Raw genomic sequence first — 18,208 nt, 5'->3', positions numbered from 1 at the left:
TTTTTGGTTTTGTGTTACAAAGTTACTCCAAATCAGCTGTACAACCAAGGAAACGAGGTCTAAACGATAAAGCACACAAAACAAATATAAATATCTGCATGACATATAGTTATACCTCCCCCTGCTATTCCACAGAGGTCTAAATCACACTTTTAGAGGTACTAAAATGTCTCAACAAATGCTCTTAGAGACGTTTTTTCTCCCTCTAATCCGACCTTTTCTTTGTACAGATACAGCTTCTGTTTTACAGCTTTTTCTGAGATGCAATATATGGATGCAATCCTGTTAGTAGGTATTTGCAGTCTTAGAAGCATGAATAATTGTACATCTTTATCGGTTAGAAGTGGAAATCGTTCCTTTATTCGGCTGACAAACATGTTGTCAACACTATTGAGAAAAACCTCCAGTTCTTCCCAGTCATCCTCTTGCAGAATTTTCCTGCATTCTGGAGTTTCCTTTATCTGCTCAATCTTCTGCGCTATAGATATTTTCTTCAGAAGGAAATCTCGCATCACTCCAATTTGAATGTCTCTATTTGAGATTTCCTTCTCATGTATGGCGTTCAGATACTCCGTTTCCTTTTTATGCAATTCCTGTTCATGAGCAAGCCTCATACGATTCTTTTCCTCTTCGTTTTTTAGTTTAAGATCAGTTTGTCTTTTATGTGTATTGTAAACGTAAAGTAAGAACACAATGGCGATTACTTCAAGAAGTATGATTAGTCCTCGATTCTTTGCCAGACGCTGAGCATCTGCTTTCTTCTGGGTCTCATGTATGACGTTTTGGTAGTATTCGCTTTTTGCATCTAGTTCTTTGCTATACATTTTCTCTAAACAGAGGTATGCGGAATCTGCAAACAGTACAGCCTTGGCTTCATCTTTCTTCTTGATTGAGAGGATATGCTGCTTATAGAGTTTTGAATATCGTCCAATGTCGTTAGTAGGGTTGAGTTTTGATAGCTCATCCTCAGCTTCATCAATAAGATTGTTTGATAGCAAAGCATCAACCAACGCCTGTCGACATGAAATATTTGGCTGTGATTGATAATCACATGCTTTGCGAATAGTACACAAGCAACTATCTCTCTGACCGCAGAAATTGTACAGAACAGACAAATCCTGATATGATGAGGATATTAATGTGGAATCATTGATAACTGTCGAGAGATGTAAGGCTTCTTGCATCTTGTCCTTCGCTTGCATTCTGTGATTGTTCTGCATGGAGCAGTAACCAGCATTGAGCAAGAGATATACAAGATTCACAGAATCCCTGCAATCAAGTTTGTTATAACAATCAAAGGCTCTTACTGCATACTGTTCCGCTTTATGAGGGGCATGATCAGCCATGAGTCTTGAAAGTTTCTCATACGAAAAACTTTCTGTTTTATAGTCTTTCTGCTTTTCTGCTGATTCGGCAGATAGATTGAAGCATTGTTCTGCTTGCTCTATACTATCCACCAGTGTATAGTATTTACCCATATAATACATGCACCTTGCATGATACTTGTCTTTGTCATGTACATTATAATATATGTACGCGTGACGTAATAGACTGTCATTGCCAACGTCATTACCTGATTTGTCCAAAGCCCATGTAATGCTAAGAGCATATTTCGCAAAGTCCTCGTCATCAAGATCATTTACGCTTACGTTTTGTAGAGTGTATAACACGCTATCTGGATATGCATCCACAATATCAAGCATAGTGTCCATGTTGACTGTTGGTGCCTTGCTACAACTATAGGCTGACAACAGGACAACTACAAACAAAAGAGATTTATTGAAGATTCTTCTCATTGCTGAATGTTTTTGGCTGTAAAGTTACTCAATTATATTGAGTCTTGCTCAGAATATGGGTCTAATTCGTAGATAGTAGCACAAAATCTAAACTATTAATAAACAATATGATATGATCTAACAAGGCGGATTGTAGGTCTAAATTTTGACATGTATAGTACATAAGTAGAGCATAAAAGGAGTTGAATTTGCGATAAATGTTGTCAGTTGTAATATTCTTATCGTCAAACTAGCATACACTTTGAAAATATTAAAAGGGCACTCCAACAATGTGTGTCAAAGTGCCTGTTTTTTCTTATGCTTGCGACATGAACGCTGATAATTAGCGCTCGTAACCGTTTGTACATTTATGTATTTATGAACGCCCATGCTGATAAGTTGCAACCGACATTTGGTGATTGTCAGTTCAACAATTCAATGAGATCGAAATACATCAGTTAAGTGTTGATTGGTCTATCTGGCTTCAAATCACGGAACTCTCGTTCTTGTTCCTCAGAACTGAATAGGAATTTAAAGCCGTTGCGCTCATAGAACTTGAAGTTCCTTGAATGTTTTTACGAATCATCGGGGACAGGTTCATCGACCCTAAAGAGTGAACCAATGTACCTGTCCCCATGACCCCCACGAACTTACTAATGTTCGATTTACCATCTCTAACGAAGTAAATTACTTTTTGAAGATATACTGTTTAATCAGTTTCTGGATCCTCTCGGGTGAGGTCTTGGCAGCCTTGCACTTCTCCACTACATGCTGTGTCAGCTCTTCAGGCATATCGACAACCTTCTTCCACTCGTCTATACGGTTGAACCAGTGACCTCTCGATGTTACCTTGTTGACCCACTCGTACTTGATTGCCTTGCGACCCATCTCGCTGTACATGCCGTTCTTGAGTGAATATGTGCCGTACTCATGAGGAAGAATGACATAGTTGCCCTGCTTGTCCTTAACGATTTCTGCACACGCATACTCGCCATTTGCGCGATAAACCTTAATCTGGTTGTAGTCCTCGTTGATGTGGTTCTTGTTCTCTCCCTCCCACTTCATCGAGGTCATAATCCACACACCAACGATTTCCTTGTCAGCAACCTTTGCCTGAGCGAAAGCTGATGTAGCATTTGCCAAAGAAAGGAACACGAGTGCCACGAATACTGCACATGCCTTTACCGAAACAACGGCTGAAAAAATAAACTTGTTCTTCATAATTGATGAAAATTTGAATTGTAAAGAATCGATTTCCATGTCAGGCAGCAGCAAGTCTGTAACTGCACGTCCCTGAAGGATTTCGACAGCAAAGGTAGAGCACAGCCATTACATTACGAAGAAATCGGGTTTGCAATATGTTGGCAAATGATTTACGAGGTTGTATTTTACTTTGCAAAAGGTTTGCAAAGAGTTTGCAAACCTCTGCCAACGTGCTTATAATGAATAGATAAACTCATCCCAATCCTTACTACTGCCCTTCTTGTCAAAAACTTTAGAATAGAGGCGGCTGCGTATGCTGCTGATACTGCTCTTGTCCTTGCAGAGCACGGTGGCAATGTCCGACGGCGACACGTTCAGCTTGAGAAGCTGGCATACCTGCATCTCTATCTCCGACATGTTTCGCAGTGTAAGCAGCGTGCTGTTAAAACGAGGATACACTCTCTTGAAGTGTTCCTCTATGCCGTTCCAATCGTCCTTGTTCAGGCGCTCTCCCCTTGAAATCTTCTTGCGCAGAGAAAGGTAAAACTCGCTCTGGTGAAAATCATCCTCTACGCTGTTCATCGCCATACGCACAGGCTCAGGCAACGACTGCCTCTCCTGCTCAATAAGTTTCAGTTCGTTCTCGACACGCTTCTTGTTCCTGTAAAGGAAATACACATAGTTCAGGAACATCATAAATGCCACACCAATGAAGATGAGCGTGTATACGAGAGTATGATTTACACTCTTCAGATGACTCTCGGCATACGAGAAGACATATCTATGAGGGGCTCTGGAACCGTCGTTGACATCGTTCCTGACAATATTGGTAATCTCAGCCACTGCTTCGTCACTGTAGGTGGTACAAACCTTCCATGTGTACTTTCGTCCAACCTCCTGAATGACGATGGTAGAGTCGTTGACGACTGTAAGAGGAAAATTGTTATCCTCCTGAAGATAGAGGTAATTATTCTTTCCATGGTCTATCAGGGTGTAGTGCTCCCTAATGCCAGGCACCGCCAACTTTCCACTTGGCGCCACCAGTATGCGGCACTCATAATAGCAACTGTCGTCGTAGATGCGAAGCAAGGTCAAATCGTCCTGATTATACTGATAGGTCTCTCCGTCAGGATAGACTACACATTCCAGCTCCCAGGTTCCATTCAGCACAAAAACCTCTTGTCCCTTGTCTTTGGAACAGGACAAGAGCAGGAATGGCATAATGAATAAAATGATATAAGAGACTCTTCTCATAATATATATAAATAATGTATAGGCGGAACCCAGTTGAAACATCTGCAAAGATAATCATTTTATGCGAATAATGCAGCGTCTCCGAGGCATCTGTTTACAGATATTGCATAAAAAGTTGAGGTAACAATAGACATTATGAACAAAAATTAGTAACTTTGCTCCAGATACATAACTTTATTTTCTAACGAATATTACTTTTAAAGATGATTAGACAAACTCTGACCGGTGCACTGATTCTTGCATCGACACTCAGCGTAAACGCCCAGAAGCCCATGCAGGCTCCACAAGGCGGCAAACAAATCAGTGACGAACTGATTGGTATCTTCTTCGAGGATATCAGCTCCTCTGCCGATGGCGGACTGTATGCAGAGTTGCTGCAGAATGGCTCTTTCGAGTTCAATCTTGCAGAACGTGACGGATGGGGACCAGGCACGGCATGGAGGGTGATACGCCCCGGCCACTCGCTCGGTCTTGCTCAGGCTCTACAGCAGGACCCTATACACCCTAATAACCCCAACTATATGCGCCTGACCACAGAACGCGTGAGAGAGTTCAAGGACTACGACGGATGGAAGGGCTTCGGACTGGAGAACCACGGCTTTGACGGCATCAGCGTGAAGGCGGATGCCTGCTACGACTTCTCGTTCTTCGCACGCAATGTCGATGGCAAGGACAAGCAGGTGAGGGTATCGCTTGTAGAACCGGGCAAGAAGGGCAAGGTGCTTGCAGATACCGTGCTGACGGTAAATGGTCAGACGTGGACTCCATATACGGCTACGCTACGTGCCAATGGCGACTGCCGCAATGCGGCCTTGCGCGTGCTGGTGCTCACTCTCGGTGTTATGGATGTCGACCAGCTGTCGCTCATGCCTCAGGATACCTATAAGGGACACGGACTGCGCAGGGACCTGGCTGAGGCTCTTGCGGCTCTTAATCCAAAGTTCTTGCGTTTCCCTGGCGGATGCGTGGTGCATGGTGGTGGCGACGGATTCTGGAACACATATCGCTGGAAGACTACCGTTGGACCAAAGGAGCAGAGGCGACAGCTGAAAAACACATGGGGATATCATCAGTCGATGGGACTGGGTTACTATGAATATTTCCAGATGTGCGAGGACATGAACATGCAGCCTGTGCCAATACTGCCATGCGGAGTGAGCTGCCAGGGTGCCAATGGCGGTTGGGAAATGTGGCCGACACAGGCACAGGAGGTGGTGCCCATGCAGGAGATGGACGAATGGGTGCAGGATGCACTCGACCTCATAGAATGGGCTAACGGCGACGAGAACACCAAGTGGGGTAAGGTGAGGGCTGCTGCCGGGCACCCCAAGCCTTTCGGACTGAAATATCTCGGCATAGGCAATGAGGAGAAGATATCGCCCGAGTTTGTTGAGCGCTTCAAATATATGTACGCTAAGATTACGGAAAAGCATCCCGAGATTGTAATCGTAGGTACGGCCGGCCCAGGTTCTCATCCCGGTAACCCCGACTACGAGGCGGGCTGGAAGCTGGCACGCGAGCTGGACATGCCAATCCTGGACGAGCACTACTATGAGAAACACGACTATTTCGAGACCAGCCGACAGTATGACAGCTATCCGCGTGAGGGTAAGACAAAGGTGTATCTCGGCGAGTATGCGTCAAAGGACAAGAAGATGCGTGATGCCCTGGCCGAGGCCCTCTACCTGCTGCACGTGGAGCGGAATGGCGACATTGTCTGCATGACAAGCTACGCACCATTGTTCGCACGCAAAAATGCAACTAACTGGAACCCAGACCTGATATATTTCGACAACGAGCGCCCGTTCCTCACCTGCAGCTACTATGTGCAGCAGATGTTCGGACAGTCATCGGGCAACTACTACTATGGCGACTGCGTGACTTTCGAGGGTGAGAAGACCAACATGCAGGAACAGTCGGTAGTGCTCAACACCAAGACGCGCCAGCTGTTTGTGAAGGTGTGCAACGCTGCCGCCGACGCACGAAAGGTGAACATCGACCTCTCACGCTTCTCTGGACTGAAGAAGAATGCCGTTAAGACCACTCTTGCCGGTGAGCCTGACCAGGAGAACAACTTTGACGCACAGCCTGTAGCCCCCGTAAGGGAGAACGTGAAGGTAAGCAAGAAGATGACGGTGGATATGCAGCCCCATTCCTTCGTGATGTACACCATACAGCTATAATTGAACACAGTAGTTTAAACATATGCGTCCCGTCGTGCCTTCACGACGGGACGCATAAGTTTTGAGTAACCGTTTGTGTATTCTGCGGTAGCCTTATTCCGCTTTTAGGCAAATGATGTCGCCAGCGGCGGATGTCGGGATAGAGAAGCTGCCATCGCCATTGTCGGTAATACCGACCTCGGTTCCGTTGACAGTAGCAGAGAGCGACGCATCGGCAGGTAGCAGTCCTACCGTCACGGTGAGTGGCATTCCCTGATGGTTGACTATCCTTGCGCGAGTGAACTTGCAATCCTTCCACTCCTGGTCTACAGTGAAGTCACCCACCGCTTTCAGTCCCCTGATGCTTCCATCCGTCCATGCCGATGGCACTGCCGGCAGCAGATGCACGTTGCCGTCATAGCTCTGCAGGAGCATTTCGGCCACGCCTGAGGTATATCCGAAGTTGCCGTCTATCTGGAATGGTGAATGGGCGTCCCACAGGTTGTAATAGCATCCACCCTGTCCAGCCATGGCGATGACATAGCTTTGGCTGTGCTTGAGCATGAGCGCAAATATCTCCCGTGCCTCGTTGCCCATGAGTGCCCTTGCAAGGAGGTTTACCTTCCATCCTCCCGACCACCCTGTAACGTCAGTGGCATTGCGCACGAGCAACGAGTTGACAGCTGCGTTAAAGAGATGTTTTCCGTTAGCATCATTGGCAAAGCCAGATACCTGGCCGTAGGGGAACAGAGCCATGAGGTGGCTCAGGTGACGGTGGTTGCTTGCATCGTTCTGCGAGTTAAGACTTAGCTCTGCCCATTCTTTCAGGCATGTCTTTCCGTTGTATTCCTCGGTGTGCAGTCCACGGTCAAGCACATTCCAGAAGTCGCGCATCTCCTGTAGCTCATCCTCCGCCACAGGTGATTCCTTGCCCAGAGCCTCGGCTCCCTTTATAACGCTGCTTACCACCTCTGCTGTGTTCTGTTGTGCAAATGCAGTGGAATATCCCGCCGGACCATGCTCTGGAGAATACTCATCTGCCACAAACCACGTGCCGTTATCAGCCTTGGTGCTGATATCCTTCAGGAACTGGGCCGAAGCGAGCATTGCCGGCAGCGCACGCTTTAGGAAGTCACGGTCCAGGGTATAGCGGTAATGCTGCCACAGATGCGAGCAGTTCCATGCCGCCAGAGTCTTTATCTTGTCCCACTTCCATTGCGACGTGCCTCCAAAGATGTTGGTCTCCGTGGGCACCATCCATCCACGGACACCACTCTTGTACCTCTGTGCCACCGTGTGGAAGTTGTAGCTGTCACCGGCAAGGGTGATGATGTTGTTCAGGAATGGCAGGTGCATGGAGCTGAGATTGGTAGTCTCTGCTGGCCAGTAGTTCATCTGTACATTGACATCCGTGTGGATGTCGCAGTGCCAGAAGCGGGTATTGGAGTCGTTGTTCCAAATGCCCTGCAAGTTTGCTGGCACATTAATCAGTACATTGTTGCAGCTGACCATCAGGTAGCGTCCGTATTGGAAGTACAGCTGTTCGAGGAACAGCCCGTCAGCCTTTGTCCTGTTGTCGGCATTGGCGTAATAGTCTACCAATGCCTTCGTTGTCATTGTGCTGGCGGCATCGCCCAGTTGCAGCTGCACACGTCCCATGAGTTCCGAGAACTGTCCCACATGGTCATGGTGTACTTTCTCCCATCCGTCCGCACATGCGGTGTCGAGTAATTTGCTGTTGCTGGCAGCTATTTGCCCGCGTGTGCCGTTGACAAACGAAGGAGTACTGTCGTCGAAATTGGTGGCTACGGTCATAAAGAGAGTGACATCAGTGGCGCCATGGACCTCGATGCCCTGCTCAGATGTGGTCACTGTTCCGTCTGCTGCAACAACTCTCATCTCGGTACTGTAACAGACGCATTTAAGTTGTCCGCCAAAGGTTGCACGGCCAGCGTTGTAAGTAACCTCCGATGCCCCGATACTGGCATCAGGGTCATAGGAGAACCGCAGGTGCAGCCGGTCCTTACCCTCAGCCTCATAGTGGGCAGCCATGACGCGATGGGGAGCCGACACTAAATAGCGGCGCGTGAAGTGTGTATTGTCAGCGTTGCTGAAGCTCACGCCTGCCACCCCCTGCTCTATATCCAGGAAACGCACGTAATTGTTGATAGGTCTGGTATCGTCAGCGACAGTTGCCATCCCGCTTATGTCATCAACCAATATCTTGCCCAGACTGGCGTATGTGCCATGCTCGCCCCAGTCGGTCGGAGAACCATTGTACAGGGTCTTTTCATTAAGAATTATCTCGTCCTGCCGCACGCCACCAAGAAGCGTAGCGCCAATCTGGCCGTTGCCAATAGGCAAGCCGTATTCCATCCAAGGGTTGTTGGAGCCGGAGGTGGTAGAGGGAAAGTCATACCATAGGCAGAGGTTGCTGACATCCGATGGGCGTGTACCGCCATTAACCTTATAGTATTCCACTCTGGGTGCCGATGACATACTTTGGTCATTAGCGGCTTCTGTTGTCCCCATGTCTGCAAGACACAGGAACGAGGCGAATGCCATACGGAAAAACCTGTTCGTCATTATGCTCATATATAAAAATGTTGTTATATTGGTGGTTTCGCTATACTCCTACATCCAGTCAGTCGTTGGTGTAGTGTATGCGGAAGTTGATGGGCATTTCGTATTCCACCCTGACGGGCGTGCCGTAGCGGAGGCCGGGTTCCCAGTTGGGCATTTCCTCTATCACCCTGGTGGCTTCCTTGGCAAAGGCGTCGAGTGCCTTCTGCCTGACGACGTTCTGCTCGTCGCCCTGCAGCTTGCGGAATGGCAGCTTGTCCTCAACGGTGATGCGATTGTCCTTCACGGTGACGTTAGATATGGAGCCGTCGCGCTCTATGGTGAACCTCATGGTGGTGACACCCTCCAGACCGTAGTTGTTGGCTTCGCGTGGATAGTCAATCTTGTGCGAGAGATAATATCGCAGGTTGCGCTCACCACCCTGAAAGCGAGGATTGCGCGACCGCTTGTTCTTCGGTATGCTCAGCTTGGCGTAGTTGAGGTATTTCAGCCTTTCGGCCAGTTTCTCCACCTTTACTGTGCGCAGCATAACCCTTCCCTCGGGACTAACGAGGTACATGGCGGGTATCCATTTGATGCCGAAGAGGCTGTATGTCTGAGTCTCTCTCATTTTCTTCAGCTCCGACACCTGCAGCCCGAGCATCTTGTTGTCCTCTATGTATTTCTGCCATACGGCCTTGTCGGTATCGTAGGATATGTGTATGAACACCACGCTGTCGGAGGAGTATACGTACGACAGCTCGTTCATGGCCGACATGTCCTTGCGGCAGTCCGGACACCATGATGCCCAGAAGTGGAGCACCACGTAGCGGCCTCTTAGTGAGCTGAGGCTGATGTTGTGAATGCTGTCTATGACGATGTCGGGCACCATTGTGCCTATGGACAGCATTGATGGAGTGTAGAGAGAATCTGTGTCCTCGGCCTTGGCTGAGGATGCCGTGACTATTAGCATGGCGAGAGTAATGAGCAGTTGTTTCATAATGGTTGTCAGTTTACGTTCCTGTCTACCCTCAGCGTCTGGTGGCAGTATTCCACCACCGCTTGCCTGTGGGTGACGAATATTATTGTTTTGTCGTTGTCGGAGAGAATGTTCCTGAGCAGGTCGCGCTCAGTGTCGGTGTCGAGTGCGCTTGTAGACTCGTCGAAAATCATAATTGGCCTGTTGCGCAGCAGTGCCCTTGCTATGGCAATACGCTGTGCCTGTCCCTCGCTGAGTCCTCCTCCCTTCTCGCTGCATGTGGTGTCGATACCGTCGGGCAGTTCGTAGACAAATCCGGCGCAGCTCTTGTCGAGTGCCTCTGCCATCTCGGCTTCCGTAGCATCGGGCTTGCCCAGCAGCAGGTTGTCGCGTATGGTACCGCTCATGAGCGTGTTGCCCTGCGGCACGTAGACGAGGTTGCAGCGGTGGCGTGGCGTTATGGTGCTGGCGTTGCTGCCGTCGTAGATAACTACCTGTCCCTGTTGCGGACGGAGCAGTGCGAGAATGAGCCTTACGATGGTGGTCTTGCCGCCGCCCGTCTCGCCGAGCACCGCCGTGCATGTGCCTGGCTTGAAGTCGAAGTACATGTTGTCGACGACGTTATGGCTGCTGTCATCGTATGCATAGGTAATATTCTCAAGCCTTATTCCGCACGGCTTTCCCATGTATAGCGGCTCTCCCTGCTCCTCAAGCGGCTCGTCCTCCAGTTCCATCAGCCTCTCTGCTGAGGTGAGCACAGAGACGAATGCCGGTACCAGCTTTGTGAGGTTGCGTGCGGGACCCTGTATCTTGTTGACGAGTTGCAGGAATGCCGTCATGCCTCCAAAGGTCAGCGTGTGTTCGGACATACGTATGGCAGCCCAAAGGAAGGCAACGAGATATCCGGCCGAGAACCCGACGTTGAGAATCAGGTTGCTGACCACGGAGAAGGCGGTGCGCTTAGTCACATGCTGCCGCAGTTCCGTCTGTGTGGAGCCGAGCTTGCCCACCATGGTGCTGTCGCCCTCAAGAGTCTTTATGAGCATGCGGTTTTGTATGGTCTCCTGCAGTACGCTCTGCACCTTGGAGTCGGAGTCGCGCACCTTGCGAGTGAGCTTCCGCATCTGTCTTACGTAAACCTTGCTCAGGAGTATGAACACAGGGATGATGGCGACGACGATGATGGCCAGCAGGCGGTCCATGGAGAATAGGTACAGAAAGGCACCTATGAACATTGCCAGGACAGACAGTGTGCTGGGAATGGTCTCGGCCAGGAAATTTACCACTACGTTGACATCCGTCTCAAGCCTGTTGAGCACGTCGCCCGAATGTCGCGCCTCCCTTCCGTGCCACTCAGAGCGAAGCATACGGTCGAGCAGTTCACGTTGCATGCGGTTCTGTGCCTTGATGCCAAGCAGGTTTCTCACCCATATCGAGCTGATGCTCAGGGCGAAGTCGGCGAGAATGAGTAGTCCGAACAGTCCCACCGACAGCAGTATGGAGCCAGGCACCGTACCTGCCGCCACGTCGATGGCGTGCTTCACCGCCCATACCTGTCCGAGGCTTACGGCCACGTCGCCCAGTCCTATTACTGCATTGAGCGTTGCCTGCAGCCTGTTGGCACGCCATGCCCTCCACAGCCACCCTACGATGTCGGCGATATCATAGCGTGGCTGCGTGGCCGATGGTCTAAGCTTCAAGAGAAGCCAGCCCAGGCCGTTGCGTAGTGGTGATACTAATGCTGTCACTCTCTCTGGTCGGCTCCCCACATCATTTTCTCTCTGAGCGTGGAGAAATACCTTTGGTTATGGCGTTTGACAATGCGTATGCTATGAGGTGCTTTCCTTATGGTGAGCGTCGTGCCCTCGCGCAGCTTCTCGCTCCTGCCGTCTATGGCAACGAGGAAGTTGTGGCTGCGGCTCCCTACCGACAGCTGTATGACATTGTCATCATTGATGGCTATGGGGCGTATGTTCAGACTGTGTGGCGCAACAGGCGTGAGGCACAGTATGCCCGCCTGAGGCACGATGATTGGGCCACCGTTCGACAGACTGTAGGCTGTGGAACCAGTCGGGGTAGAGACAATCAGTCCGTCGGCCTGGTAGGTCACAAGGTATTCGCCATTGATGCTGGCACGTATGGAAATCATCGAGGCGTTGTCGCGCTTCAGCACCGCGATGTCGTTCAGTGCGAAGGGATTGCCCTCTATGGGTTCGCCGTCGGCCTCCACCTGTATCACGGCGTGCTCCTCTATGGCAATATTGCCACTGTATATCTCGTCGAGAGCCTCGTCGACCTCACTCGGCAGGATGCTTGCCAGAAAGCCCAGCCTTCCCATGTTGACACCGATGATGGGTGTGCCCTTTGCGCCAACTTTGCTGGCAGCCTTCAGGAACGTACCGTCACCGCCAAGCGAGATGACGTAGTCGACGTCGAAGTTGTAGCCGTCGAAGATGCCCGTCACAGAGATGGGCATATGCTGCACGTTCACGAGGAAGTTGTAGAACGGGCGGTCCATGTAGGTCTCGGCTCCCCTGGCAGCGAGAAATGCCAGTATCTTCTCTATGGAGGCCGACTTCTTGGCTTGGTATTCATTGCCGAAGATGGCAAATCGAAGTGTCTGTTGTGTCATGCCGTGAGTATTGCAATTTTCTGCAAAGATAGCAAAAAATCCCTCTACACTGATAAGTAAACACAAGTTTTTTACTATCTTTGCATCACGACAACAATTCAGTAAGCTATTATGATATACCAATTTCTCGCCAACGGCTTCGAGGATATCGAGGCTCTGGCACCAGTTGACATCCTCCGCAGGGGAGGTCTCGAAGTGAGGACAGTGAGCATAACAGGCTCGGAGTTTGTGGAGTCAGCGCATGGCGTGACGGTGAGGGCCGACGTGACCTTTGAGGACGCTGGCGATTTTGCCGATGCCGACATGCTGCTGCTGCCTGGAGGCATGCCGGGCTCAATGAACCTGAAGCTGCACGAGGGCGTCAGGGCGGCGTTGCTCGCACAGGCCGGTAGGGGAGGACGCATCGGAGCTATCTGCGCCGCACCTATGGTGCTCGGCTCGCTCGGACTCCTTGATGGCAGAAAGGCAACATGCTACCCTGGCTTTGAGAGCCACCTCACAGGTGCCGACTATACCTCCGAGCTCGTTACCGTCGATGGCAACATCGTCACAGGCAAAGGCCCGGCAGCGGCATTCCCATACGCATACACCATTCTCTCGCTCTTCGTTGACGACGAGACCGTGAAGGGCATCAAGGAAGGCATGATGTACGTTTAATGCGCAAAAACCATTCATGTATCAGTAAATCAACATGGACTACATTATAATAGTAGCCGGAGGCAAGGGGCAACGCATGGGAACCGATATTCCCAAGCAGTTCCTTGAGCTGGCCGGCCAGCCCATTCTCATGCGCACCATTCAGCGCTTTGCCGACTACGACCCCGCCATGCAGATAATACTCGTGCTCCCACGCGAGCAGCAGGACTATTGGCGGACGCTGTGTGAGAAGCACGATTTCACCGTTCCGCACACCATTGTCGATGGCGGTGCCACACGGTTTGAGTCATCTCGCAACGGTATCATGGCCATTCCTTCAGATGTTACAGACGGAGTGGTGGGCATACACGACGGCGTGCGTCCCTTCGTCTCGGCAGAGGTGATAGAGCGGTGCTTCGAGACCGCCCGCGAGGAGTTCGCGGCCATTCCCGTCATGCCCGTTGTCGAGACGCTGAGGTATGTCGACCGTCACGGCGGAGGACATAACGTCATGCGTGATGACTACAAGGTGGTGCAGACACCACAGACCTTCGACCTTACACTGCTGCGCAAGGCTTTTGAGCAGCCATACCAGGATAATTTCACTGACGACGCGTCGGTGGTAGAGAATCTGGGATGCACCGTGCAGACGGTAGAGGGCAACAGGGAGAACATCAAGATTACGACACCATTTGACTTGAAGGTAGGCGAGCTGCTGTGTTAGACATTCTCGAACAAGACATAATGTTTCTGCAAGGCGTAGGGCCAAGGCGAAAGGAGATACTGAGCAAGGAGCTCGGCATCAGCACATGGCGTGACCTGCTCGAATACTATCCATATAAATATGTGGACAGGAGCAAGGTATACAATATCTGCGACCTGAGGGGCGACATGCCTTTCGTGCAGGTGATGGGGCGCATACTCAGTTTCGAGGAGTTCCCCATGCAGGCGCGCAAGGTGCGCATAGTTGCTCATGTCTCCGATGGCACTGGCGTTTGCGACATTGTCTGGTTCAATGGCTCCAAATACATATATAATAATTATAAGGTGGGCGAGCGGTATGTCATCTTCGGCAAGCCTGCACCTTATGGCGGACGCTATCAGTTCAGTCATCCCGATATGGACAAGGCTGACGACGTGCAGCTCTCTGAGATGGGCATGCAGCCACACTATGTCACCACAGACAAGATGAAGAAGACGGGGTTGATGTCGAACGCCATTGCCAAGCTGCAGGCTACGCTGGCCACGAAGCTGCCGTCGCCAATGCCCGAGACGCTGCCCCCCGACATGACTGCCAGGCTGCACCTTGCCCCGCGCGATGAGGCCCTGCGGCTAATCCATCACCCCAAGACCCTCACCGATGTTCAGCGTGCAACCCTTAGGCTAAAGTTCGAGGAGTTGTTCTACGTGCAGCTAAACATCCTGCGATACGCCAATGACAACAGGCGGAAGTACCGCGGATATGTGTTCCAGAAGGTCGGGTCGCTCTTCAACGACTTCTACAGCCTCCACCTGCCCTTCGAGCTTACCGATGCGCAGAAGAGGGTGATGCGCGAGATAAGGGCCGACATGAAAACTGGCCGGCAGATGAACAGGCTGCTGCAGGGCGATGTCGGCTCGGGTAAGACACTTGTGGCCCTGATGACGATGCTTATAGCCCTCGACAATGGTTTCCAGGCATGTATGATGGCACCCACCGAGATACTTGCCGAGCAGCATTTCGCCACCATCCGCGAGTTTCTTGGCTCGATGGACGTAAGGGTGGAGCTGCTCACGGGTACTGTGAAGGGAAAACGGCGCAAGGAGGTGCTGGAGAGCCTCGCTGCTGGTGATGTAGACATCCTCGTGGGTACTCACGCCATAATCGAGGACCCTGTGATGTTCTCGCATCTCGGAGTGGCAATCGTAGACGAGCAGCACCGCTTCGGTGTAGCACAGAGAGCAAAACTTTGGTCAAAGAGCGATAATCCTCCCCACATTCTCGTCATGACAGCGACGCCTATACCGCGCACATTGGCCATGACCATCTATGGCGACCTCGACGTGAGCGTCATCGACCAGCTGCCGCCAGGCAGAAAGCCCATACAGACCATACACAAGTTCGACAGTCAGACTACCAGTCTCTACGAAGGCATACGCAAGCAGATAGCCCAAGGAAGACAGGTGTACATAGTGTTCCCGCTAATCAAGGAGAGCGAGAAGTCGGACCTGAAAAACCTTGAGGACGGCTACGAGACTCTCTGCCAGGCATTCCCCGACTGCAGGCTTAGCAAGGTTCATGGCAAGATGAAGCCGGCAGAGAAAGAGGCCGAGATGCAGAATTTTGTAAGCGGCACTACCCAGATACTCGTTGCCACCACTGTCATCGAGGTTGGAGTGAATGTGCCTAATGCGTCGGTGATGGTGATACTCGATGCACAGCGGTTCGGCCTCTCACAACTGCACCAGCTGCGCGGAAGGGTAGGGCGTGGGGCAAAGCAGAGCTACTGCATACTCGTAACCCCATATACCATCACCACCGAGACACGCAAGCGCATCGACATCATGTGCTCCACCAACGACGGCTTTCAGATTGCAGAGGCAGACCTCAAGCTCAGAGGGCCGGGCGACCTGGAGGGCACACAGCAGAGCGGAATGGCATTCGACCTGAAAATTGCCGATATCGCACGCGACGGACAGATAGTTCAGATGGCACGCGACGAGGCACAGCGCGTCATAGACACCGACCCCCATTACGAGAAGCCCGAATGCGCAATCTTCTGGAACAGACTCAGGGAGATAAGGCAAACAAATGTTAATTGGGGAGCCATCAGCTGACATAGTCTTCATGATATTTCTTGATGTATGTCAAGACAACGCGAAGTACCGTCTATACGAGCGTTGCCGAAGTTTTAACAGTGGCTGACACCCCGTTTTGCAAACACTATATAGCAAACGGCGGTGTGTTAAAAGATGAATAAAAACTGTTAATCGTGCAACTTCTTTGCAAATATTTTACTAACTTTGCAAAGTCTTTGAAAATCAAATGACATAACCTTCGATACTCCGCAAGGGAGGGCATTAGGTTGATGGGTAGGCGTAAAGCTGTATTTACCGGTTGGCAACAATCATAATCCTTCAGCCCCCAACAACATAAGGCACGCACCGGACGGACAGAAACTTATTACGGACACGCGGGGCACGGATACTACTGCCGGACTCAGCGCAACCCGAAAACAAAAATTGACATGAACTTCAAAAGACTGATAAAAGCATTCGCACTACCATTGCTGCTGGCTATGTCGGCAGAGCCTGTCGTGGCACAGGACCTGCTCGCCCGACAGGCACCAGTTGACCGCAAGGCACGCAAGCTCGACACGCTGGCACTTCAGAACATCATCTATAGAGAGAACCTTGAGTCTCCGGCCTCCGAGCTCTACGAGGACTGGAACAACACATACGCACACAAGGCCACCGAGGTGCCCGACTCTTTCCGCATTAACCTCAAGCATTTCTGCATGCCCACGCAGAGCAGGGTGGTGACGAGCAATTTCGGACCACGATGGGGAAGACAGCACAAGGGACTTGACATAAAGGTTTATATTGGCGATACCATCAGGTCAGCATTCTCAGGAAAAGTACGCATCGTCAGATACGAGGCTGCTGGCTATGGCAAGTATATCGTCATCAGACACCCCAACGGACTGGAGACCATCTACGGCCACTTGTCGAAGCAGCTCGTTGACGAGAATCAGGAGGTAAGGGCCGGTGACGTCATCGGACTTGGCGGCAACACAGGAAGGAGCACGGGCTCGCATCTTCACTTCGAGACCAGGCTCTGCGGAGTGGCACTTAACCCTGCGCTGATGTTCGACTTCAGAAACCAGGACGTCACAGGCGACTTCTACACCTATAATAAGCGCACCTATGACAGGGAATCACGTGAGGCTACAGCCGCAAGAGGAAAAATCGGCAACGGAGGATATACCCGTGACGAGGTTCGGGGTGGCACAGGCTCTGACAACATCCTTGCACAGACTGGTGCTGCTGAGGCTGAGAAGCTCTATCACAAGGTTCAGTCTGGAGAGACCCTCTCGTCAATTGCTGCTAAGCGTGGCGTAACCATCGACCAGCTCTGCCGCCTGAACCACATAAGGAAAAACATGAAGATAAAGAAAGGCATGATCCTAAGATATTCATAACCCTGTACGCGCTGTTGAAGCGAATTTATAAATTTCCACAGAATCACAAAAAATTAGGATATTTCCAAAGAAAATCCCTGGAGCGGCTGCTCCAGGGATTTGTGTTGTACGCTCGGCATGAGCATTGTCTAACGGGTGCAAGTCCCGAGTGAGCCCTAATAGCGGGAATCACATAGCCAAGGGCAAGGGTGTCCATCGCGAGGTGGAATCTGAAGGAAGCCGGCGGCAAACATCTGGCCTAACGAACAGAAACTTCATGCAAGGCATATGACCGTGGGTTAGGTTGCAACACAAACCAAAGCCCGATAGCTATTCGGAACGGTCGGTGTAAATGAAGTAGGCATAAGATGGAAAGACAATGCCCTTATCCGAGGAGGTCTCACGGACGCATGGCGAAGATGTACCCATTCGATGTGCCCTGACGGAGTAAAGCTTGCCGTGAGAAGTCAGCAGAGGTCATAGTACCTAAGACACGTGTGTCTATGGGGAAGGACCGAATCGCGCAGTGCAATAGTAAATGACTGCTACCCTTGCGACTCTTTTGTAGTCAGATGTCCGAAAGGAGCTTCCCTACTCACCACGATAGGACGGAATCCGACAATAGAGTAGGAGTGACGCTAGTCCGAGGGATGGCTGAAAACAACTTGCCACACATCGTGAGATGAGAAAGCGCGAAACCGCCGTATGCGGAACCGCTTGTACGGTGGTGTGTTATGCGAATTTCCATTTTATGCGAACTTCTTGTTGTTTCCATATATAATAGTGCTGGTTAGATTTGTAAATGTTCGCATTAAATATTATATTGCTTTTGGTTGAAACAAATA

Annotated in this window: 12 protein-coding genes; 5 read left to right on the top strand and 7 right to left on the bottom strand. The window is 50.7% G+C overall.

The window, feature by feature from the left end; genetic code table 11:
- Positions 1–161: 161 nt before the first annotated feature.
- From CIL02_RS00925 to CIL02_RS00915, 3 genes are all read right to left on the bottom strand, one after another.
- Positions 162–1,796, bottom strand: a complete 1,635-nt coding sequence (locus tag CIL02_RS00925; RefSeq protein ID WP_094398616.1) for a hypothetical protein — start codon at positions 1,794–1,796, stop codon at positions 162–164.
- 666 nt (positions 1,797–2,462) lie between these two features.
- Positions 2,463–2,996: a hypothetical protein gene (locus CIL02_RS00920; RefSeq protein WP_094398615.1), complete on the bottom strand. Its 534-nt coding sequence runs from the start codon at positions 2,994–2,996 to the stop codon at positions 2,463–2,465.
- A 216-nt stretch (positions 2,997–3,212) separates the two neighbouring features.
- A complete protein-coding gene (locus tag CIL02_RS00915) occupies positions 3,213–4,199 on the bottom strand; it encodes a hypothetical protein (RefSeq protein ID WP_094398614.1) in 987 nt (328 codons plus the stop codon).
- A gap of 236 nt (positions 4,200–4,435) precedes the next feature.
- Between CIL02_RS00915 and CIL02_RS00910 the strand changes: the two genes are divergently transcribed.
- Positions 4,436–6,415, top strand: coding sequence for an alpha-L-arabinofuranosidase C-terminal domain-containing protein (locus CIL02_RS00910; RefSeq protein WP_094398613.1), 1,980 nt, complete (start codon positions 4,436–4,438; stop codon positions 6,413–6,415).
- A 93-nt stretch (positions 6,416–6,508) separates the two neighbouring features.
- Here the strand turns inward: CIL02_RS00910 and CIL02_RS00905 are convergent, their stop codons facing one another.
- From CIL02_RS00905 to CIL02_RS00890, 4 genes are read right to left on the bottom strand one after another with little or no spacing between them, the layout of a single operon-like run.
- Positions 6,509–8,980, bottom strand: a complete 2,472-nt coding sequence (locus tag CIL02_RS00905) for a glycoside hydrolase N-terminal domain-containing protein (protein WP_206073451.1) — start codon at positions 8,978–8,980, stop codon at positions 6,509–6,511.
- 58 nt (positions 8,981–9,038) lie between these two features.
- On the bottom strand, positions 9,039–9,956 hold the full coding sequence (locus tag CIL02_RS00900; protein ID WP_094398611.1) for a thioredoxin-like domain-containing protein: 918 nt from the start codon (positions 9,954–9,956) through the stop codon (positions 9,039–9,041).
- Positions 9,957–9,964: 8 nt separating this feature from the next.
- A complete protein-coding gene (locus tag CIL02_RS00895; RefSeq protein WP_240513485.1) occupies positions 9,965–11,635 on the bottom strand; it encodes an ABC transporter ATP-binding protein in 1,671 nt (556 codons plus the stop codon).
- Positions 11,636–11,679: 44 nt separating this feature from the next.
- The gene (locus CIL02_RS00890) at positions 11,680–12,567 is read right to left on the bottom strand and encodes an NAD kinase (protein WP_094398610.1); all 888 of its coding nucleotides are present in this window, start codon (positions 12,565–12,567) and stop codon (positions 11,680–11,682) included.
- A 111-nt stretch (positions 12,568–12,678) separates the two neighbouring features.
- On the opposite strand from CIL02_RS00890, the gene CIL02_RS00885 reads away from it, so the two are divergent.
- From CIL02_RS00885 to CIL02_RS00870, 4 genes are all read left to right on the top strand, one after another.
- Entirely contained in the window at positions 12,679–13,224 is a 546-nt protein-coding gene (locus CIL02_RS00885) for a DJ-1 family glyoxalase III (RefSeq protein ID WP_094398609.1), read from the top strand.
- Between the two features lie 34 nt (positions 13,225–13,258).
- A complete protein-coding gene (locus tag CIL02_RS00880) occupies positions 13,259–13,927 on the top strand; it encodes a 2-C-methyl-D-erythritol 4-phosphate cytidylyltransferase (RefSeq protein WP_094398608.1) in 669 nt (222 codons plus the stop codon).
- Complete coding sequence (recG, locus tag CIL02_RS00875; protein ID WP_094398607.1) at positions 13,921–16,020, top strand: ATP-dependent DNA helicase RecG; 2,100 nt, start codon at positions 13,921–13,923, stop codon at positions 16,018–16,020. Before CIL02_RS00880 ends, recG begins: the two co-directional genes overlap by 7 nt.
- A 410-nt stretch (positions 16,021–16,430) precedes the next feature.
- Positions 16,431–17,384 carry a peptidoglycan DD-metalloendopeptidase family protein gene (locus tag CIL02_RS00870; RefSeq protein ID WP_094398606.1) on the top strand — a complete coding sequence of 318 codons (954 nt, stop codon included), beginning with the start codon at positions 16,431–16,433 and terminating at the stop codon, positions 17,382–17,384.
- Positions 17,385–18,208: the final 824 nt, after the last annotated feature.

Source organism: Prevotella sp. P3-122, from assembly GCF_002251365.1.
Taxonomy (GTDB): Bacteria; Bacteroidota; Bacteroidia; order Bacteroidales; family Bacteroidaceae; genus Prevotella.
The sequence above is the reverse complement of the archived record's forward strand: the minus strand, read 5'-3'. Positions and strand labels throughout refer to the sequence as shown.